Source organism: Labrys miyagiensis, assembly GCF_030160835.1.
Classification (GTDB): domain Bacteria; phylum Pseudomonadota; class Alphaproteobacteria; order Rhizobiales; family Labraceae; genus Labrys; species Labrys miyagiensis.
Window position 1 is genome coordinate 1 of sequence record NZ_BSPC01000026.1, and the last position, 20,309, is coordinate 20,309.

A 20,309-nucleotide genomic window follows, 5' to 3' on the forward strand; every position below is an offset into this window, starting at 1 on the left:
CCATCGCCGACAGCAGCCGAAATCCGAAATCTCCATAGCCATCGACCTGTGGCCCGCGGGTTCCTTCCTCGGGGACTTTCGTACGCCTGCCGGCGCCCGAAACTCTTCACGAAAGCTGCAGGTCTGCTTCCCCGCAGTGATGGCGGAAAAGCCGCCATTCTGTCTATGAACCGTGTCAGAGGTTGGACCAGCTGGACAAATATCCAAAAGCTGTCTTCTGTTCATCTCCTAAACTGAGGCTCAAGCTTGCTATGATGGGTCAAGTGGCAATGCTTCGGCAAGAGAAGGCCGTGAGTGACGTTCAGGCGCCGGATCGGCGCCGGAGGTATGGAGGGGCTGGTGAGTAGAAGTAATCGTCGAGGTCCGAAGCCTAGGGAGATTGCAGACCTTGTGCGTGATACCCTTGGACGACGAAACGATGCTGGCCGATCTCATCGCCAACGACGGCGAGCTGCTGCCCGAGATGCGGCTGTCCGATTGCTTGCGGCAACAGCTGAACCTGTCCCAGGCTGCTCAGAACTCAGAGAAGCTGCGCCGGATCCTGAAGGCGGTGAGGCGGTTCGAGTATCTCGACTTCGCGGTCCGTAGGACGCGGGGAGGGCACATGGCGATGCAGGCCGCCGTCGTCCTGAACGAGCATATTCCTACCGGCTGGCACCAGGATCTGCTGCAGGCCCTGAAAGCTGTGAAGGAGGCGATTGCGAAATGGCAAGCGGCTTGATTTCGATAACGGAAGCTGATACTTCCGTTATCCCAGGGTGAAGACGAATGCCCGGGGCGAGAGCTGCCGGGCTTTTTGATGCCCAGTGCATTTGGTGCCGCCGGATGTCACCGACCTTCCTGCCGCTTGGCCTTGACGATTGCAAAGTTCCGCAGGCTGGTCAGATTGTAATCGCTGCCGGTTTCTCGGCAATAGACGATGTATTCCGCGCTGAAGACGGGTTGCTCTTTCACGATATGGAGCATGCCCTCGTGCCGGACCTTTTCGGACCAGTGCAGGTATTCCCAGTGTTTGAATTCCTCGGGTAGCTGCTTAGGCATCAGTTGATAAAAGCTGGGATAGTCGTGCTGAGAAAGCACAGGAAGCGGTTCGGTCTGCATCGGGGTAATCCTGGTTGGCGATATGCAGCAAAGCTACCGATCGCTGAGAGATTCCCTGAGTGACATTTGCTTCATGTTTATCGCGAGTTCGTGAGCAGCAGCTCGGCTTTGTATCGGGACCTAGGCCTGATCGGGTTCTTTGAAGGACGCAGTTACCATTTCGGCGAGAGTAAGCCCTTCGGGATTGCTGCCGGCGATCTTTGACAAGTGAGCTTCGATTTTCTCCGCTGCCCTAGCAATGATCCCGAGCTGCGCCGCAGTGTATTCGGCTGCATGAGCCATTCTGAGAGCGGCATCAATTTCGATCCCTGCTCCGCTGGTGCTCGCCGGGATTGGCACAAACGGGGCGCCATAGTAGGCCGTAAGTTTCTCGTCTGACATTCCTGACTCCCGTCGTTGGTGATCGCGGGAGGAAGCTAGCACATGCGCCCTGCGCCCGCTGGGATCAGCGAAACATAAGGCGCCGAAACAGTAATCGGGCCCCATGCACTAAGGCGGCGCCAATTCCGGCGCCAGCGAGTAGCGCCAAGGTACCCTCGATAGGATGCTCGCGGTTCCAAGGGCCGCCGTTAAACCTCAATATGAGGTACCCCACGGCAAACATGAGCACCCCTGTAACGCTCAATCGCAAGACCTTCGACCAGGTCATCGCCGCACCGCTCACTGAGTTGCCCAGACCAAATCATACCCACAATTTCGATAGCCGGGGAAGTCCTGACGGCCACGCCGATCGGCCGAACAACGAAAAGATGAGATGCGGTCCCCGGCGAGGGCGGTGAGACTCACTTCATACCGGTTCAATCTCGTCGAGATCGGCAAATTGCTTCGCGAGTGGCGAAATTCTCAGCGGCGAAACACTCTTCGAGCTACCTTTAGCAGGCCGAAGGCAACTGCCCCGCCAGCGAGTATTGTCAACGTGCCCAAGAGGGGATGCTCGCGGTTCCAACCGCTCTCGCCAAACCTCAATATCAGGTACATCGCGACCAGCCCCGTCACCCAACCGGCGAACAATCGCAAGAACCTCGACCAGTACATCGCCGCTCCTTGGGCCCCAGATTGCATCATACCGATATTTCCACCTAACCAGCAGGCGCCCCATCAACCGGGTGAACTTCGATGACTCCAGACGAGATCAAACGCAAGGCAGGCGCTCGGGTGATTGCCGATGGGGTGGCGCGCGGGCGATGAGATGTGCGGTTGGTTCGCCGACCATATCCCACAGAGCAGATCGGCTTCCCTCGCCCGGTTTCTCCAGGAGGCTCGGTCCCTCCCGCGGCAGGCCAATTTTGCCCTGAGACAATCCGTGAACAATGTTATCCAGTACGGCCTTTGCACCAGAAACTCGTTCGCGATATGTCTTGTCGCACCTTGTTTGAAATCAAAGGGTTGAAGTGTCGGAGTCCGAACTCACACCCAATGAAATAAAACTGATGCTCTAGGGTCCCCAGCGGTCCGGTTTAAGGCTGGTGAACGCCGGGGGTGTGGCCATACTTTTAAATAATCTGAAGTGTTGCAGATTTGTAACAGCAAAAAATGACTTTTCGTGGGAGTAATCTTCCTTAGAGGGGAAGGTGGGGTGTCAATTCCATGATTCGTTCGGCGATTTATGCTCTTGTCTTGTTGGCAAGCACCTCCGCGGTCGCTGCGGATTTGGCAATGCAGCCGACCGAACCGGTTTCTCCAAGTATATCTGCGTTTTCGTGGACCGGCTTTTATGCTGGTGCCAACATAGGCGGAACATGGGCCGACTATAAGAATAGGCTTTATACTCCTGGAGGAGGATTTCCTTTCTTTATTACTCGGGATGCGCGGGCTATCTCTGCGGCCGGAACTGGAAGTTCTAATAGTTCTGGCGTAATTGGTGGATTGCAAGCTGGTTATAACTACCAATGGAACAGCTGGGTATTCGGTGTGGAAGCCGATATCAGCGCAACGAGCCTTGATACAAGTCGGCGAAACCGTTTCACGACGCCTGGGGCCGGTGCAGGTACCCACTCTATTAGCGAGCAAACGCCGTGGCTCGCAACGGTCCGTCCGCGCGTTGGTTATTCATTCGGTCAAATCATGCTCTACGCGACCGGTGGTTTAGCAATAGTGCAGGCGAAAGTTAAAGAAACGACCAGTATTCCAGTCGGAATATCTCAATCCGGACCTGATCTCTTTTCTCAGAGCGATGTTATTGCTGGATGGACTGCTGGAGGTGGAGTCGAGTATGCTTTTGACAACCATTGGTCAATCAAGGCGGAATACCTCTACGTAGGCCTCAATTACTCGGACATTTCTCAGGCGAAGTCACCATTCTTTGGGAACAACACGTTGATCCCTTATCGGCATAGCTTTGATGATCATATCAATATTGCTCGTGTCGGAGTGAATTATCGGTTCTGATGGTTCGTGCGGCACCAACGGGCATCGAGATGTCCGCAGCAGGTTTCGAGTCCTGTCCGCTTGATCAACACTCAGCCCAGTAAAGACCAAGGCGGCAAGCGATCGTCCGAATTCCAATCGACAGCCGGGGAAGTCCTGCCGGCCACGCCGATGGGTCGAACAGCGGAAGGTGAGATGCCGACCTTGCAGGGATGATCGCCCTTAACGTCGCTTCAATCTCACCAGGATCGGCAAATCGCTCAGCTCAAGTTTGAGCAGTCCAATTAGATCAACAGGTTGCTCTCGGGATCATTGTTTGGGTGCTGCTGGCACTGTAATCGGCGCCGAGGTAATGGAAATCGCGCCCTTGATGTTATCTATCGCCTTTTGGTAGGCCATGGCTTCTGGCTTGTCGTTGGTGGGGTTTTTCAGATCCGCATCGGCAGGACACGGAAGCGCCGAAACATAGCCTGTCCATTTATTCAGTGATGCGACAGTTCCGCTCAAGTTCGCGTTGACCTTTTCCCTATCAGAGGTGAGAGCTGCGACTTGATCCTGCAGCTTGGTGTTCCCTGTACCGAGCGCCACGACTCGATCTCGGAGGCTGGCGTTAGTTGATTGAATAGTGGTCGTTTCTTTCTGGGACAGAATACCTAAAAGCATTATAAGAAGAGAAAACACCATAAAGACATATACTGGCATGGTGTTGCGGCGATCTTGCCTAAGCAAATAATAAGACAAGATAGCCGAAATGCCGCCTAAGCCGGTGACGCCGTAATTCAACGCCGGTAATAAGTCCATTGTGTCCCCCCTTGGCTTATATCGGCCCCCGCGCCCAATCGTAGATCATCTCAAATACATTGTGACGTTGCCGTGATCCTTGGAGGCAACGACAGGTTGGATTCTCATATCCAGAAGGCGCCCCATCAACCGGGCGGTCCCCAATGGCTGACGACAGTAACGAAGCGCCGGAGAGCGGCGCCAAGCACCCGGGCGGCCGCCCGACGAAGTACGATCCGGCCTTCGCCAAGCAGGCCGCCAAGCTCTGCAAGTTGGGCGCAACGGACGCTGAGCTGGCGGATTTCTTCGAGGTCAGCATTCGCACTGTGGAGCGGTGGCGTGGCGAGCATCCCGAGTTTTGCCGGGCTGTAAAGGTCGCCAAGGCCGTTGCTGATCAACGAGTCGAGCGCAGCCTCTACCAGCGAGCCATCGGCTACAGCCACGACGCTGTGAAGATCACGCAGAACGGCGGCGACGTCATCACGAAGGAATATCGGGAGATCTACCCGCCCGACACCGCGGCTTGCATCTTTTGGCTGAAGAATCGCGACAAGGACCGCTGGCGCGACAAGCAGGAGGTCGAACACGGCGTCACCGGCGAAGTAGCGGAATCACGGTGACAGTGCATTTAATTTGACACCGAATTACATGCACTTTCACCGTAATTTCGTAATGAGTACTGCTCATCGCGGCAATACATTCGGCAACATCCGACGAATCATGTGATCCACGCTAAATTTCCTCGGCGGATACTCAATAGGGCGCTACTCCGGTACCCGTTTCCGCTTGAACCGGGCAAGCCATGTCCTTGCAATATGAAGAGATCAAAGCACCACGTTTCCGTACTGAAACCGTCGATGGTTACGACCAGATCATAGTTCCGCCTCAACGCAACGCCTTTGTCATGCTGTTCTTGCTGGTCTGGCTTTGTGGCTGGACAATCGGTGGCGCCACGGCGATGCACAATCTCTTGTCGCGCCCATTCCAGCCTTTCCTGGCTTTCTGGCTCTGCGGATGGCTGCTTGGCGAAGGTTTTGTCCTCGTCAGCCTGGGCTGGATGTCGACGGGGGCGGAAATCCTCCGCTCGGTCGGCTCCGATTTGGAGGTCAGCTACTGCATGCTGGGTTTCACGCGAAGCAAGCTCTATCGCGGCACGGCGATCAGCGACCTGTCAGCCAGTGCTTCTCCGGTTTTCAGCCTTAATGGCCGCTACGGCCAGATGTCGCTCCCCTTTCTGGGTGGCAACAAGACCGGAAGCGTGAAGTTCACCTATGGTGCGCGAGCCATCTATTTGGCAGTGGGGTTGGATGAGGCTGAAGGGCAACTCATCGTCGAGCGTCTGAGCAAGAAGCTGCCCGCGACGGTGCGGACAGCGAGTTCGGCGGAGGTTGCGAGAGGGTCGGGATTTTAGGCGCGCTGCGCGAGGTAGTGTGGAAGGAGCCATTGCCGCGTATTCAATACGCGGAAGGCGCCTCTCGAAAAAAGCCGCCCCCGTCCTACCCCCAGAACGCCGGCCCGTCCTGCGACAGCCTTCCACCAATCCGCACCGGCGCGATCTGCACCGCCAGAATTACGGTGACAGTGCACCATGTGACGTATCCGATCGGCAAGTTGCGCGCCTCGATAAGCTACTTTAATCCGATCACCATCGAATCCGGGCCAACAAGTGGTTCGACCCACGTTTTTGAAAATCCGACTTCGCGCATCCAAGCCTGACAGTCCTCCCCTGTATAGTCGAATCCACCGCTAGTTTCGATCAGCATATTCAAGCTCATCATGAGACCGAAAGCATTTTCACGACGATTATCATCGATGATAGCGTCATAAACGACGACTGCGCCGCCTTTCGAAAGAGCATCAAATGCCTTGCCGAGGAGCATCTTTTTCTGGGCAAGGTCCCAATCATGGAGGATGTGACCCATGACGATGACATCGACTTTCGGCAGAGGGTCCTCGAAGAAGTTTCCTCCTTGAAACCGCACGCGATCTTCCACCCCGCGCTGAGCAATAAATTCCTCAAAGACTGGCTTCACCGGGGGAAGGTCGAAGCCGATGCCGGTAAGGTGGGGATGGGCGCGGGCGAGAGTGGCGGGTACCATGCCCTGAGCTGCCCCAAGATCCATGAAGGTCTTGTAGTCTCTCCAAGGAAAGTTGCTGGCAATGGCGTGGGCCGCACCCGCACTTACTCCGCTCATCGCGCGCAGAAACCCACGCAACTGATTCGGATCGGCATACAACGCCTCAAAGATGTTCTCTCCTCCACCCTTACTCTCGTTCTGCAATTCACCGGTGCGCACGGCCTCTGTGAGCGATCCCCAGAAGCCATAGAGCCGGGCATTCGCCATCTCCAGGATACCGCCGATATAGGTTGGCTTGGCTCGATCGAGAAACAGGTCCGTGTCCGCAGTGTTACTGTAAATACCGTTCTCGCGCTCCAGCAACTTGAGTGCCACCAGCGCGTCGAGGAAGTCGCGGGCTGATCGCTGATGCAGCGCAAGTTTTTTTTGAAGTGTCGGCAAGTCGGCGGGTGCATCGGCCAAAGTACTAAACACGCCTAGTTCAACAGCACTTAAGAGCGTTTTGGATGCCCAAAAGCCCATACCAACGTGCATAATATATTCTGGTGTCGCTGTGCTCACGAATTGATCCCCGAATTGACTGGCACTGCTCATGCAGCCGAGTGAACATTTCGCCCTTGGTTTCGGCGGGATACGCTGAGATGGTCGCAGGGGCTCGCTACGGTGTCATTTCAAATAACCGCAAAACGATTGCGATCATAGTACTCAGCTCGGTAGACGCCATTGGCGCAGATGAAGGGTCTTGGGGTCCGCTCCTGGCGCGAAGCTGCCGTCAGTGCCCTGTGGAGCGTGCGCTGCGTCTAACGCCCCTATGCATCTATTCCCAATGCCCCGCCCCGTCCTACCCCCAAAAACCCGGCCCATCCTGCGACAGCCTTCCACCAATCCGCACCGGGGCGATCCTCACAGCCAGCCCCGTCCGGTCGTCCGTCTCCACCGCCAGCCCCGACAGCGTCGCCTCGCCCGTCGCGGGCTCGAAGCGGTTGCCGGGCGTCTTCTGGATGAAGCGGCGGATCGGCTCTTCCTTGTCCATGCCGAGCACGCTGTCATAGTCGCCGCACATGCCGGCGTCGGACATATAGGCGGTGCCATGGCTGAGGATCTGGTGGTCGGCGGTGGGCACATGCGTGTGCGTGCCGACGACGAGGCTGGCGCGCCCGTCGGCGAAATGGCCGAGGGCCTGCTTCTCGCTGGTGGCCTCGGCGTGCACATCGACCACCACCGCATCGGCGCCGAGGCCCAGCGGACAGGCGGCGAGCTCGCGTTCCAGCGCGGCGAAGGGATCGTCCAGCGCGTCCATATAGATGCGGCCCATCACCTGGATGACGAGCAGGTGCGCGCCGGCCTTGGTCTCGACCAAAGTGGCGCCGCGTCCCGGTGTGCCCTTGGGATAATTGGCGGGCCGGATCAGGCGGGGCGCCCGCTCGATGAAGACGAGGGCTTCGCGCTGGTCGAAGGAATGGTTGCCGAGCGTCACCACATCGGCGCCGGCATTCACCACATCGTCGAAGATCGCTTCGGTGAGGCCGAAGCCGCCGGCGGCGTTCTCGCCATTGATGATGACGGCGTCGAGCTTCCAGTCCTCGCGCAGGCCCGGCAGGCGCTCGATCACGGCGTTGCGGCCGGTGCGTCCGACGATGTCGCCCAAAAACAGGATGCGCATCTCAACGCCCCGACACGGTTATGATTTCATTTTCGGTGGCGATGGCGTCGAGCGGCACGTCATGGTGCTCGGCCTGCAGAAACTCGACTTCCTGGCAGGCGAAGGCATAACCAAGCGTGAAAACGGGATGGATCGCCCGCAACTGGGGAATGGTGCGGTCGTAAAAGCCCGCGCCATAACCGATGCGGTAGCCGCGCCGGTCGAAAGCGACGGGCGGCACCAGCAGCACCTGGGGATGCACTTCCTCGGCCTCGGGCGAGGGCTCGGGGATGTTGTGGCGTCCCACCACCAAGGGATCGCCGGGGGCCCAGGCGCGGAAGGTGAGGGGCTGGCCATATTTCGGCGTTGTCGGCAAAGCGAGCTTGCGGCCGGCATGGTGCAGGCGCTCGGCGATTTCGCCGGGATGGATCTCGTCGCGAAAGGCTTCGTAAAGACCGACGACGCCGCTGGTGTATTTCAGGCGGCTCAAGGCGTGATGCGCGGCTCTCGCCGTCGCTGCCTGGCGCTGATGGCCGCGGATCTCGGCACGCGCCGCCATCGCCTTCTGGCGCAGATGGGTCTTGTGATCGCTGGAAGTCATTAGACGCACGAAAAAGGAAGGAGCGGGCCACCTCGGCCGTTGGACGGTTCGATCCCGGGCGCCTACTAATGTAGGTGGGCGCCGTAATGCCCAAGCCCACGGGCAAGGACAGTGACAGCTCCCTTGGGAGTCGTATGGCCCCGGGGATACAGTTGTCCTGACGAACCAGGCAGCACCGCGGAGAGATAATAAGGATGGGGAGGGGGTTGCGCTAGTGGGGGACGAGAAGAATCCTGGGAGCGCGGACATCCTGTCCGCGCTCCCAGTCACACCCCCGTCTTCGACAGGGAGTCGACGAGCTTCTCCACCCGCTGGGCCGCATCCTGGAGGGCCTGGGTGACGCGCATCTGGGTCTGCTGCTCGCGCTGCAGGGCGCCGTCGCGGGTCTGGCGCAGATCCTCGAGGTCCTGCTGGAGGGCGGCGGCGCGGCGCTGCATCTCGGCCAGTTCGTCGGCGACCATGATGCCGGCCATCACGGCAAGCCGCATGTCGCCGATTTCGCCGAAGGAAGAGCGCAAGGCATCGATCTTGGCATCGAGCTGCCGGCCGAGGCCCAGCAAATGCTCTTCCTGCCCTTCGTCGCAAGCCATGCGATAGGCGCGTCCCGCAATGGTGACGGATACATGGGCCATAACTTAGCGGTCCTGCGGCTCAAGCACGTGACGAATTGAGTCCATCGCCTGGTCAAGCCGACGCGACACATCGCGATTGGCCGTCTCCAGGGTGGAGAAACGAGCGTAGCTCGCGTCAAGTTCCATGGCGAGACGGCTGCGATCTTCCGAGAGGGCCTGCACTTCGATACGGTGCCCGGCGATAGTACGATCAAGTTCTGCACGATGCTCGGCTACTTCTTCAAGCTGGGCTAAAGCAGTATTGAGACGGTGCAAGGCAGTATCCACAGACAAGGGCGTACTCACTCTTTTTCGCTATGACAGCCCGGGTTCGAATCATCAAAAGGCTGACTTTGGCTCCAAAGTATAAAGCTAACGCAGAACGATCCGGCAGCCAAGGCCGGGCGCGCTCCCCTGATTCTCACAATAGCACCATTCTGTGGCGCTGACGGTAGGGCTTCCGACGAATTTCGTGCAAAAACCCGGCAATCATTGACAGTCGGGGATGAGGTGCTAAGAACCCGACGCCCTTTTCGCCAATTTCCGGCGGATTTCACCAGGAAACTTTCCATGGCACTCAGCGAAATGCAGAACCGCTTGGCCAACGCCATCCGTGGCCTGGCGATCGACGGCGTGGAGGCGGCCAAATCGGGCCATCCCGGCATGCCGCTCGGTATGGCTGACGTCGCCACTGTTCTGTTCACGCGCTTCATGAAATTTGATGCCGCCGAGCCCCATTGGGCGGACCGCGATCGTTTCATCCTGTCGGCCGGCCATGGCTCGATGCTGTTGTATTCGCTGCTTTATTTGACCGGCGTCCCCGGCATGACGGTCGAGGAGCTGAAGCATTTCCGCCAGCTTGGCCACAAGACCCCCGGGCATCCCGAGAATTTCCACACCGTCGGCATCGAGACCACCACCGGCCCGCTCGGCCAGGGCATCTCCACCGCCGTCGGTTTCGCTTTCGCCGAGAAGATGCTGGCCGCCCAGTTCGGCAAGAAGGTCGTCGACCACTATACTTACGTCATCGCCTCCGACGGTGACCTGATGGAGGGCGTGAGCCAGGAAGCCATCGCGCTGGCCGGCCACTACAAGCTCAACAAGATGATCGTGATGTGGGACAACAACGGCATCTCCATCGACGGCCCGCTGACGCTTTCGGACTCGGTCGACCAGGTCAAGCGCTTCCAGGCCGCCGGCTGGCGCGCCGTGCATGTCGACGGCCATGACCAGGATGCCATCACTGCCGCCATCGAGGCGGCGCAGAAGTCCTCCAAGCCCACTTTGATCGCCTGCAAGACCACCATCGGCTTCGGCTCCCCGCATCGCGCCGGCACCTCCAAGGCCCATGGCGAGCCGCTCGGTCCGGAAGAAGCCAAGCTCACCAAGGAAAATCTCGGCATCACAGGCGCTCCTTTCGAGGTGCCCGCCGACATCCTCAAGGCCTGGCGCGAAGCCGGTTCCAGGGGTGTTGCCGTCCGCGCGGCATGGGAAGAGCGCTTCGCCACCCTGTCCGAGCGCAAGCAGGCCGAGTTCAAGCGCCGCATGGGCCATGAGCGCCCGGCCAAGCTCGGCAAGGCCATCCTCGCCCACAAGAAGGCCCTGGCCGCCACCCCCACCGCCATGGCCACGCGCAAATCCTCCGAGGCAGCGCTCAACGCCATCGTCGAGGTGATGCCCGAACTCGTGCTCGGCTCGGCCGACCTGACGCCCTCCAACAACACCAAGGCCAAGGGCCTGGTCGAGATCACGCCGAAGGATTTCAAGGGCCGCTATATCCATTGGGGCATCCGCGAGCACGGCATGGCCGCGGCGATGAACGGCCTCTATCTGCATGGCGGTTTCGTGCCGGCCGGCGGCACCTTCTTCATCTTCACCGACTATGCCCGCCCCGCCATCCGCCTCGCCGCGCTGATGGGCACCTCGCCGGTCTATGTGATGACGCATGACTCGATCGGCCTCGGCGAAGACGGCCCGACCCACCAGCCTGTCGAGCATCTGGCCGCCTGCCGCGCCATCCCGAACATGCGCGTGTTCCGTCCCTGCGACGCCATCGAGACGGCCGAGTGCTGGCAACTCGCGCTCGAGCGCACCAACGGTCCGACCATCCTGGCGCTGACCCGCCAGAACCTGCCGCTGCTGCGCGAGGCCACGCCGGCGAACCTCTGCGCCCAGGGCGCCTATGAACTGGCCGGCACCGGCGGCGGCAAGGCCGCGGTGACGCTGTTCGCCTCGGGCTCGGAAGTCGAGATCGCCATGAACGCCCGCGCCATCCTCAACCAGCGCGGCGTACCCACCCGCGTGGTTTCGGTGCCCTCGCTCGAACTGCTCCTGGCCCAGCCCGACGATGTGAAGGCCAGGATCATCGGCGACACGCCGGTGAAGGTCGCGGTGGAAGCCGCGGTGCGCTTCGGCTGGGATGCGGTGATCGGACCCAGTGGCGGCTTTGTCGGCATGACCGGCTTCGGCGCTTCCGGCCCGATCAAGGATCTGTACAACCACTTCGGCATCACGGCCGAGGCCGTGGCCGAGACCGCCCTGCGCCGCCATAACGGTTGACGCAGGTCCACGGGCACTTCCCGGTCGTACCGATCTGGAAAGTGCTTCTCTTTTTGCTTGATGCATTTCCCATGCGAGAACGGGTAATCAGGCTGCTGGGAAATGCCGGGACGCCAAATTCGAAGGTAGAGAAAAAAGGAAAAGTCGGATGACAGTTCGTGTCGCCATCAACGGCTTCGGCCGCATCGGCCGCAACATCCTGCGCGCCGTGGTCGAAGGCAAGCGCAAGGATATCGAGATCGTTGCGATCAACGATCTCGGGCCGGTGGAAACCAATGCCCATCTGCTGCGCTATGACTCCATCCACGGCAGGTTCCCGGCTGAGGTGAAGATCGAAGGCGATTCGATCATCGTCCAGGGCCAGAAGATCAAGGTCACCGCGATCAAGGATCCCTCCCAGCTGCCGCATGGCCAGCTCGGCGTCGACATTGCCATGGAATGCACGGGCATCTTCACCGCCCGCGACAAGGCCGCCGCCCACCTGACCGCCGGCGCAAAGCGCGTCATGGTCTCCGCCCCCGCGGATGGCGCCGATCTGACGGTCGTCTACGGCGTCAACCACGACCAGCTCACCAAGGATCACATGGTGATCTCGAACGCCTCCTGCACCACCAACTGCCTGGCGCCGGTCGCCAAGGTGCTGCACGAGGCCTTCGGCATCGAGCGTGGCTTCATGACCACGATCCATTCCTACACCAACGACCAGCCCTCGCTCGATCAGATGCACAAGGACCTCTACCGCGCCCGCGCGGCCTCCCTGTCGATGATCCCGACCTCGACCGGCGCCGCCAAGGCCGTCGGCCTGGTGCTGCCCGACCTCAAGGGCAAGCTCGACGGCACCTCGATCCGCGTGCCGACGCCCAACGTCTCGGTGGTCGATCTCAAGATCAACACCCGCAAGCGCACCAGCGTCGAGAAGGTCAACGAAGCCATCATCAAGGCCACCAAGCGTGGTTCGCTGAAGGGCGTGCTGGCCTATACGGACGAGCCGCTGGTCAGCCGCGACTTCAACCACAACCCATACTCCTCGATCTTCGCGCTCGACCAGACCAAGGTCATCGACGAGAAGTTCGTGCGCGTGCTGAGCTGGTACGACAATGAATGGGGCTTCTCGAACCGCATGGCCGACACGGCGGTGCATTTCGCCAGCCTGATCTGAGCTTAACGCTTGAACTGAATTGGAAACGGCGCCTTGGGAAACCGGGGCGCCGTTTTCGTCTGATTATGTCGTCATGCCAGAATTCAGAACGTCGGTATCGGTGGTCATCGCGGCCCTTGATCTGCCCTAGCAGATCATTTGTTCATCCGCTAACTGCCAGGACTTTAGCAAAAATCCGCCAACCAAAATCACCTTCCGCGCTGGCACCGCGACCGCGCTTGGTCTATTGCTCGCCCGTTGATGAACGAAGCGGGCGCTGTTCAAACTGCGCCGAAAAATGGATGGACAAGGACAGGCATGAGCGCTTTTCGCACCCTTGATGGTCTCAACGTCGAGAACAAGCGCGTTCTGGTGCGCGTCGATCTCAATGTCCCGATGGACAACGGCGCCGTCACCGATGCCACCCGCATCGAGCGCGTGATCCCCACCATCCTCGAACTCTCGCGCGCCAGGGCGAAGGTGATCCTGCTGGCGCATTTCGGCCGTCCCAAGGGCGTCGACCCGAAAGAAAGCCTGAAGCCCGTGGCGGCCAAGCTCGCCGAGATCGCCAAGCGCCCTGTCGCCTTTGCCGATGACTGCATCGGCGAGGTGGCGGAGAAAGCCGTGGCCGCGATGCAACCCGGCGACATCCTCTGCCTGGAGAACACCCGCTTTCACAAGGGCGAGGAGAAGAACGATCCCGACTTCGTCAAGGCGCTGGCCGCCAATGGCGATATCTGGGTGAACGATGCCTTCTCGGCCGCCCATCGCGCCCACGCCTCCACCGAAGGCCTCGGCCATCTCCTGCCGGCCTATGCCGGCCGCGCTATGCAGGCCGAGATCGAGGCGCTCTCGCACGCGCTCGATCAGCCCAGGCGCCCAGTCGTTGCCGTGGTCGGGGGCGCCAAGGTCTCGACCAAGCTCGAACTCCTCGGCAATCTCGTGGCCAAGGTCGATGCCCTGATCATCGGCGGCGGCATGGCCAACACTTTCCTCTACGCCCAGGGCGTCGGCATCGGCAAATCGCTGGCCGAGCGCGACCTCGCCGATACCGCCCGCTCCATCCTGGAGAAGGCGGAGAAGGCCAATTGCGCCATCATCCTGCCCGTCGACGCCGTGGTGGCCTATCACTTCGCCGCCGATACGCCGAGCCATGCCTATGGCCTGGAATCGATCCCGCATGACGGCATGATCCTCGATGCCGGCCCGCAGTCGATCGAGCGCATCAAGGGCGCCATCGACGAGGCGGAGACGCTGGTATGGAACGGCCCGCTCGGCGCCTTCGAGCTGCGTCCCTTCGACCATGGCACGGTGGAAGCCGCCAAGCATGTCGCCAAGCGCACCAAGGCGGGCAAGCTGCTCTCCGTTGCCGGTGGCGGCGACACGGTGGCCGCACTCAACCATGCCAAGGTCGCCGAGCAGTTCTCCTATGTCTCGACTGCCGGCGGTGCCTTCCTCGAATGGATGGAAGGCAAGCCTCTGCCGGGCGTCGAGATCCTGCGCGCCTGAGCGCCGCTTGCCGCATCTTTGCCGGAAATGCCGGTGACCTTGACCGGCATGCCGATTTCGCGCCGGCTTGTGATGAAGAGACCAATGAGTGTTTACTTGTAAACGCGCTTTGCTCTAGGAAGCAGCATGGCCGATAGTCCGCCTCGCCCGCCCGTCCAGATCTATCTGGTCACCCCCGCCGTCGACGACGTGGCGGGGTTCCTGCCTGCGCTCAAGGCGGCGCTGGGGGCAGGGGAGGTCGCCTGCGTGCTGTTCACGCCCGTGGCCGGCGACGACCAGAGCGCCAAGAAGCTGATCAAGGAGATCGCGCCGACGGTACAGGGCGCCGGCGCTGCCCTGCTGGTCAGTGGCTGGACGGCCGTGGTGGCGCGCGCCGGCGCCGATGGCGTGCATCTCAGCGACGGGCGCAAGGGCCTCGCTGACGCGCTGGAGAGCTTCAAGCCCGAACGCATTGTCGGGGCCGGGGGCATCCGTTCCAAGGACGACGCCATGACGGTCGCCGAGTCGGGTGTCGATTATGTGATGTTCGGCGAGCCCAATCGCGATGGCCGCCTGCCGCCGCTCGAAGGCGTGGTGGAGCGCACGAGCTGGTGGGCCGAGCTGTTCGAGGTGCCCTGCGTCGCCTTCGCGCCGGATCTTGCCGCCGTGCCGGTGCTCGCCGATGCCGGCGCCGATTTCATCGCCTTGGGCAATGCCGTCTGGGACCACGACAAGGGCCCGGCCGAGGCTGTCGCCCTGGTCGACCGGGTGCTGAAACAAAGGGACCACGCATGAAGGGGCGCGTTGCCGCTGCTGTCCTCGCGCTGGCGCTGCCGGCTGTCCTCGCCTGTGTGCACGAGGCCGCGTTCGCGCAGCAGGCGCCAGCGCCGCCGGCGGATCAGGCAAAGCCTGCCGACATGGCCAAGCCAGCTGCCGACAGCGCCAAGCCTGTCGACGCTTCAAAGCCCGCCGACACGGCCAAGCCAACAGACGCTGCGCCCGCCGATGCAGCCAAACCCGCCGATGCAGCCAAGCCGGCTGACGCTCCAGCACCCGCGGATGCTCCCAAGCCCGTGGACGCCGCCACGCCAGCCCAGGCGCCGGCTGTCGACGGTTCCAAGCCGGTCGACGCCTCCAAGCCAGCCGGTGCCGCCAATCCGGCCGCGACGACACAGCCCGCGGACACCGCCTCGCCCGCCGGTGGGCCGACGCCGCTCGACTTGCTGCCCAGGACCGGGACGCTCCCGACCAACGTCGTCCCTTCGCCTGATGATGCCAAGCCTGCGGAGACCCTGCTCCGGTCGGCTGTATCACTCCCGGACGGCGACGATCTCAAGCCTGTCGAAGGGGCGCCCCCGCCGGATCTGGCCTATGGCGCCTTCCAGCGCGGCTTCTACTTCAAGGCCTTCGACGAGGCGACCAAGCGCGTGAGCGCCGCGCAGGACCCGGCGGCGATGACGCTGATCGCCCAGCTCTATGCCGGCGGTCTCGGTGTGCCGCAGGACAAGCTCAAGGCGGCGCAATGGTATTCGGAAGCCGCCGAGCGCGGCGACCGCAACGCCATCTTCTCCTATGGCATGATCAAGCTCCTGGGCGACGGCGTGCCGAAGGACGAGGCGGGCGGCATGCTGCTGCTCAACCGCGCGGCCGGGATGATGGTGCCGGAGGCCTCGTACAATCTCGGCATCATCGCGCTCAAGCCCAGCAACGGGCCGCCGGACTATGCCACCGCCTATAAGCGCTTCAGCGAGGCGGCCATCGCCAACAACGGCGATGCGCTCTATTCCCTCGGCATCCTGACCAAGGAAGGCAAGGGCGTGCCGGCCGATCCCAAGAAGGCCGCGGACTTCTTCCAGGCCGCCGCCAATGCCGGCGATCTCGATGGCATGGTGGAATATGGCATCGCCCTCTTCAATGGCGACGGCGTGCAGGAGGACCAGGAACTCGCCGGCGACTGGTTCGAGCGCGCCGCCGAGCGCGGGTCCCCGATCGCCCGCAACCGCCTGGCGCGCATGTATGCGGCCGGTGTCGGCCTCGCGCCCAATCCGATCCTGGCGTGCATGTGGAACATCCTCGCCAAGGCGGCCGGACTGGAGGACAAGCAGCTCGACGAGTTCATGAACCGCCAGACGCCGGAGGTGCAGGCGGCGGCCATGGAGGGCGCGCGCTATCACGGCCTGTGAGGGTGGGCGCTGACGTCCTCCCGCAACTGGACTTCTGGCCTATAGGGGCGGCCACACTACCGTCATTGCGAGCGCAGCGAAGCAATCCAGGGGCAACGGACACGGCCCCTCGGCCCCTGGATTGCTTCGCTGCGCTCGCAATGACGGCCTCTTCCCACACCCTGTCCGCGCGCCGCGCCTTTTTCGCGGCTGGCCTCACTTTCCCGTTCAATCCCCCGCCGTTTTCCATTAGACAGGCCTCCTCCAATTCATGCCCTCCCGCGTGCTTTGTCGCGCGCCCGTTATTTGAAAGTTCCGTGATGCTGCGTTCACCGTTGATGAATGTGATGGTTGCTGCCGTGCTCAAGGCCGGCAAGGGTCTCAAGCGCGATTTCGGCGAGCTCGAGAACCTGCAGGTTTCCACCAAGGGGCCCGGCGACTTCGTTTCCATTGCCGACAAGAAGGCGGAGCGCACCCTGCACCAGGAACTGGAGAAGGCCCGTCCCGGCTATGGCTTCGTGATGGAGGAATCGGGCGTCATCGAAGGGGCCGACAAGACGCATCGCTGGCATATCGATCCGCTCGACGGCACCACCAACTTCCTGCACGGCCTGCCCTTCTTCGCCACGTCAGTAGCGTTGGAGCGCGAGGGCGTGCTGGTAGCCGGCGTCGTCTACAATCCGGCCACCGAGGATTTGTTCGTCGCCGAGCGCGGCAAGGGCGCCTTCCACAATGACCGCCGCATGCGCGTCTCCGGCCGCCGCCTGATGGAGGATTCGCTCGTGGGCATGGGGCTGATGCATCTCGGCCATGGCCACCAGGGCGCCAATATCGCCGATCTCGGTGCCGTGCTCGGCCATGTCGCCGGCGGCCGCAATCTCGGTTCGATCGCCATGGAGCTTGCTTATGTCGCCTCCGGCCGCCTCGACGGCCTCGCCTCGCGCTGGCTGAAATCCTGGGACCTCGCCGCCGGCATCGTGCTGGTGCGGGAAGCCGGCGGCTTCGTCTCCGACTTCCGGGGCGGCGATACCATGCTGGAGACCGGCGACATCGTTGCCGGCAACGAGGCCATCCACAAGGGCCTGCTCGGCGCCCTCGCCAAGGCCTGACGAAGCGGTTGTCCACAAAGCGGGGCGGGGAAAAGATTTCCGGCCCCAAACGCTTGACAGTCCCGGCCCGGCGTTTCATAACCCGCGCCATTCCGGTTCATCCGGGCCCTGTGGCGGGGTAGCTCAGCTGGTTAGAGCAGCGGAATCATAATCCGCGTGTCGGTGGTTCGAGTCCACTCCTCGCTACCATTTCTTTATTCGCCGGACTTCGTCGGCCTTCGGAATCTCCAAGAACGCCCGTGATAGCGGCTCTTCGAGCTTCGCCATGCTTCGCGTGCATTCACTTGCACCCGCAAAAATTGGCGGCTTGAACGTTCACAACAGACAGGTAGCCGCGCTGCCGTGGAGAGCCCCGTTTTCCGAACCAATGCCGCAGGCTCGCTCCTTTCATCGGACCACCATCCGCGCTAGAGCCGTTACCCCTGTAACCGGTCGTCTCCCGCTGTCAGAGGTCTGGACCGCTCCGCGGATATTTCTGCCTTGAGAGCCCCTTCAATAGGATGGAGCGAAGATGGCAGGACTGAACCTGATCGGCTTAATCGTCATCTGCTTGTTCACTGTCGCGGGTCGGGCTCTCTGGCGTGCCCACAAACGAGATTGAACATGGGTAGGCCCAACCCCATGCCGCACCATCGCAGTCACTGCGACCTTAGGCTGGCGTGGCGCCGCCATACCCTCCGGGCTATTGCGGCGCTACCCGCTGGGACCAGCCAGGATGTCTGCACCCAACCGCGGCTGCCTGTTGGAGCGTTTTACTTTCAGATCGAATCGCGAAGAATCGCAAAATGCTTTTGATAACAGTAAGTTAATTTAGAAATCAGCTCCTGCCTGAACGCATTTTGCTCTAGAGCTCGCCGAGAGATTATCACGATAATCCTGCCGGTCGCCTAATCGCTGAGCTTGGATGCCCTAGTGTTATGAAGCTTGGAAAACCAAGCTGCGCTTTTTGCGAACGTAAACATTACCTTGCACAGGAACATTCCCGCTGAGCGTATAGACCCTGGCGTTTCCGGTGAATTCGCCAGCTTGAAGGACTACTCCCTTGTCATAACGGGGGCCACCTGAAGAACACTGGCACATATCAATATCGACCTTGGATATGCCGTTTTGCACATTGACGGAGTTGACGCGGTCGACAATCGCAACATGGCTGTTGTCTGCCCATTCAAGAACGTTGAGTACGGCGATTTCATCTGGCTTGTTGACTGGAATCTCGAACTCTCTGCTCCACTGCCCGTTCGCAATGCCCATGTAGAATTCCCAAACGCCGGTCCACCTTAGATAATTGGAGACAAAACCGATGCACTCATTGCCAAAATAATTTCCATGCATCATGCGCTGGATGGCATTTTCCAACCGCCACAGCGACAGCACTGGCAGACCGAGTTGCCGATAGGGCAGATCGAGATCATTCCACGGTGCAAAGTAGAAAGAATAGATCGCCTTCAGCGAAACATTGTTGCTATCGCGCAGCTGCTCCTGGTTGTCCCACAGCCAATTCCAGAGTCGGACGTAGCATTCGTAAAAGCCCTGGCCCTTGCGCATTATTCTCCATTCTTCTTGAGAATATTTCATGCCCTCGCAGGACGCCTCGAATGCTGTTTTCCCGTTATCGGTGTCTTTAATACCTGTAGCCGTCAGTGCGTCGAACAGGATCGGACCTTTGCACTCGGGCCTGTGAATTCCCATATAGGTGTCTAGGGCAACCATGCCGGCATTGGTTCGGAAACCTGGATTTCTGAGGAAATCGACGAATTCGTTCGGACGCTTGCTCACTGTGACCATTGAAACACCTGCTCCAAGACCATCCTGTATCATTGGCAAGACGTTGCCCTTTCCCAATGTATCGCGGTCTCCCAGCGACTGCATCATTCATCGAGGGGCGGCTGTGACGGGCTCAAATGTTGGGGCAAAAGTTAAGGCGAAAGCTGTCATCGCCGGCCGACACATTAAATTTTCATATTTTTCAAGACGCGTATGGCGGAGTGCGACCCCGCCATACTGGCACAATGAGGCTTCTCGGCGCATTCGCTGCAATGGCTGCAGACGGAACCGATCCTGAGCAAACCTTACCTCGTCCAGGCGCCGGTACGGCTCTCCATAAACGAAAAGACCCGACATGAGCCGGGTCTCCTCGATGCGTGGCACAGCGCCCCCTAGGGCTGTCCGTATCAGATTACATCTTGTGGGGAGGCGCCACGTAATGATGCACCACATGATGATGATGATGCACCACGTGATGATAGTGATGATGGTAATGGTGAACCGGCTTTTTGGGAGTCGCCGTCGCTGCCTGCGGGGCGCTGACGGTGGCCATCAAGCCAAACGTGGCGAGCGCCATTGCGATAATGAAGTTCCTCACGGGTGTTTCCTTTTTGTTACGAGACGAAGACGAGTCGAGTAACGGGGCTATCGACACAACAAGTCCGGCAGCGAATTTACTCGCCGCACACGCATAGTAGCACTGGCTTCTTAGCCAAGAAAGAGCACATCGGTGTTCCGCGGGCCTCGAAAGCGAGAAATTAGAAACTCCATCCAGAGCTTTGCTTGGTAGCAGTCGGAGGATGCATTAGGGGCCATGAGGCTTCGGCTCAGAACAGCACGGGCCGCCTCCAACCTGGATACTTTGGCGAGACGTATTACTGCTCGGCTTGGCAGTGGCAGCTGTCCTGT

20 protein-coding genes, 1 tRNA gene and 1 other RNA gene are annotated in these 20,309 nt (G+C 60.6%); 11 read left to right on the forward strand and 11 right to left on the reverse strand.

Annotation, left to right across the window (positions count from 1 at the left end):
• The first annotated feature begins 403 nt into the window (after positions 1-403).
• Positions 404-721, forward strand: a complete 318-nt coding sequence (locus tag QQL24_RS14580; RefSeq protein ID WP_284312936.1) for a hypothetical protein — start codon at positions 404-406, stop codon at positions 719-721.
• 107 nt (positions 722-828) lie between these two features.
• Here the strand turns inward: QQL24_RS14580 and QQL24_RS14585 are convergent, their stop codons facing one another.
• Entirely contained in the window at positions 829-1,101 is a 273-nt protein-coding gene (locus QQL24_RS14585; protein WP_284312937.1) for a hypothetical protein, read from the reverse strand.
• Between the two features lie 120 nt (positions 1,102-1,221).
• Complete coding sequence (locus QQL24_RS14590) at positions 1,222-1,482, reverse strand: hypothetical protein (RefSeq protein WP_284312938.1); 261 nt, start codon at positions 1,480-1,482, stop codon at positions 1,222-1,224.
• 1,206 nt (positions 1,483-2,688) lie between these two features.
• Here QQL24_RS14590 and QQL24_RS14595 point away from each other — a divergent pair.
• On the forward strand, positions 2,689-3,489 hold the full coding sequence (locus QQL24_RS14595; RefSeq protein ID WP_284312939.1) for an outer membrane protein: 801 nt from the start codon (positions 2,689-2,691) through the stop codon (positions 3,487-3,489).
• Between the two features lie 288 nt (positions 3,490-3,777).
• Here QQL24_RS14595 and QQL24_RS14600 read toward each other — a convergent pair whose 3' ends face one another.
• Positions 3,778-4,269, reverse strand: a complete 492-nt coding sequence (locus tag QQL24_RS14600) for a hypothetical protein (RefSeq protein WP_284312940.1) — start codon at positions 4,267-4,269, stop codon at positions 3,778-3,780.
• Between the two features lie 143 nt (positions 4,270-4,412).
• Between QQL24_RS14600 and QQL24_RS14605 the strand changes: the two genes are divergently transcribed.
• Both QQL24_RS14605 and QQL24_RS14610 read left to right on the forward strand, forming a co-directional pair.
• A complete protein-coding gene (locus QQL24_RS14605) occupies positions 4,413-4,868 on the forward strand; it encodes a helix-turn-helix domain-containing protein (RefSeq protein ID WP_284312941.1) in 456 nt (151 codons plus the stop codon).
• A gap of 182 nt (positions 4,869-5,050) precedes the next feature.
• On the forward strand, positions 5,051-5,659 hold the full coding sequence (locus tag QQL24_RS14610; RefSeq protein ID WP_284312942.1) for a hypothetical protein: 609 nt from the start codon (positions 5,051-5,053) through the stop codon (positions 5,657-5,659).
• Between the two features lie 217 nt (positions 5,660-5,876).
• On the opposite strand, the gene QQL24_RS14615 is transcribed toward QQL24_RS14610, so the two are convergent.
• The 6 genes from QQL24_RS14615 to QQL24_RS14640 form a co-directional block, all read right to left on the reverse strand.
• Complete coding sequence (locus QQL24_RS14615; protein ID WP_488803361.1) at positions 5,877-6,860, reverse strand: methyltransferase; 984 nt, start codon at positions 6,858-6,860, stop codon at positions 5,877-5,879.
• 307 nt (positions 6,861-7,167) lie between these two features.
• On the reverse strand, positions 7,168-7,989 hold the full coding sequence (locus QQL24_RS14620) for a TIGR00282 family metallophosphoesterase (protein ID WP_284312945.1): 822 nt from the start codon (positions 7,987-7,989) through the stop codon (positions 7,168-7,170).
• Between the two features lies 1 nt (position 7,990).
• The gene (locus QQL24_RS14625) at positions 7,991-8,569 is read right to left on the reverse strand and encodes a 5-formyltetrahydrofolate cyclo-ligase (RefSeq protein ID WP_284312946.1); all 579 of its coding nucleotides are present in this window, start codon (positions 8,567-8,569) and stop codon (positions 7,991-7,993) included.
• Between the two features lie 21 nt (positions 8,570-8,590).
• A non-coding RNA gene (ssrS, locus tag QQL24_RS14630) (6S RNA) lies at positions 8,591-8,748 on the reverse strand.
• Positions 8,749-8,835: 87 nt separating this feature from the next.
• Positions 8,836-9,201, reverse strand: a complete 366-nt coding sequence (locus QQL24_RS14635) for a cell division protein ZapA (protein WP_284312947.1) — start codon at positions 9,199-9,201, stop codon at positions 8,836-8,838.
• Between the two features lie 3 nt (positions 9,202-9,204).
• Complete coding sequence (locus tag QQL24_RS14640; protein WP_413989375.1) at positions 9,205-9,456, reverse strand: DUF4164 family protein; 252 nt, start codon at positions 9,454-9,456, stop codon at positions 9,205-9,207.
• Positions 9,457-9,750: 294 nt separating this feature from the next.
• On the opposite strand from QQL24_RS14640, the gene tkt reads away from it, so the two are divergent.
• The 7 genes from tkt (at position 9,751) to QQL24_RS14675 (ending at position 17,825) form a co-directional block, all read left to right on the forward strand.
• Entirely contained in the window at positions 9,751-11,739 is a 1,989-nt protein-coding gene (gene tkt / locus QQL24_RS14645; RefSeq protein WP_284312951.1) for a transketolase, read from the forward strand.
• A 148-nt stretch (positions 11,740-11,887) separates the two neighbouring features.
• Positions 11,888-12,898, forward strand: coding sequence for a type I glyceraldehyde-3-phosphate dehydrogenase (gap, locus tag QQL24_RS14650; protein ID WP_284312953.1), 1,011 nt, complete (start codon positions 11,888-11,890; stop codon positions 12,896-12,898).
• Positions 12,899-13,195: 297 nt separating this feature from the next.
• The gene (locus tag QQL24_RS14655; RefSeq protein ID WP_284312954.1) at positions 13,196-14,386 is read left to right on the forward strand and encodes a phosphoglycerate kinase; all 1,191 of its coding nucleotides are present in this window, start codon (positions 13,196-13,198) and stop codon (positions 14,384-14,386) included.
• Positions 14,387-14,512: 126 nt separating this feature from the next.
• Positions 14,513-15,160 (forward strand): thiamine phosphate synthase, encoded by a 648-nt coding sequence (locus QQL24_RS14660; protein WP_284312955.1) that lies wholly within the window; start codon positions 14,513-14,515, stop codon positions 15,158-15,160.
• Positions 15,157-16,548: a sel1 repeat family protein gene (locus QQL24_RS14665; protein WP_284312956.1), complete on the forward strand. Its 1,392-nt coding sequence runs from the start codon at positions 15,157-15,159 to the stop codon at positions 16,546-16,548. The genes QQL24_RS14660 and QQL24_RS14665 overlap by 4 nt, the downstream gene beginning before the upstream one ends.
• A gap of 299 nt (positions 16,549-16,847) precedes the next feature.
• Positions 16,848-17,636, forward strand: coding sequence for an inositol monophosphatase family protein (locus tag QQL24_RS14670; RefSeq protein WP_284312957.1), 789 nt, complete (start codon positions 16,848-16,850; stop codon positions 17,634-17,636).
• A 112-nt stretch (positions 17,637-17,748) separates the two neighbouring features.
• Positions 17,749-17,825 (forward strand) — tRNA-Met (locus QQL24_RS14675).
• A gap of 726 nt (positions 17,826-18,551) precedes the next feature.
• Here QQL24_RS14675 and QQL24_RS14680 read toward each other — a convergent pair.
• The gene (locus tag QQL24_RS14680; protein ID WP_284312958.1) at positions 18,552-19,508 is read right to left on the reverse strand and encodes a hypothetical protein; all 957 of its coding nucleotides are present in this window, start codon (positions 19,506-19,508) and stop codon (positions 18,552-18,554) included.
• A gap of 304 nt (positions 19,509-19,812) precedes the next feature.
• The gene (locus QQL24_RS14685) at positions 19,813-19,998 is read right to left on the reverse strand and encodes a hypothetical protein (RefSeq protein WP_284312959.1); all 186 of its coding nucleotides are present in this window, start codon (positions 19,996-19,998) and stop codon (positions 19,813-19,815) included.
• Positions 19,999-20,309: the final 311 nt, after the last annotated feature.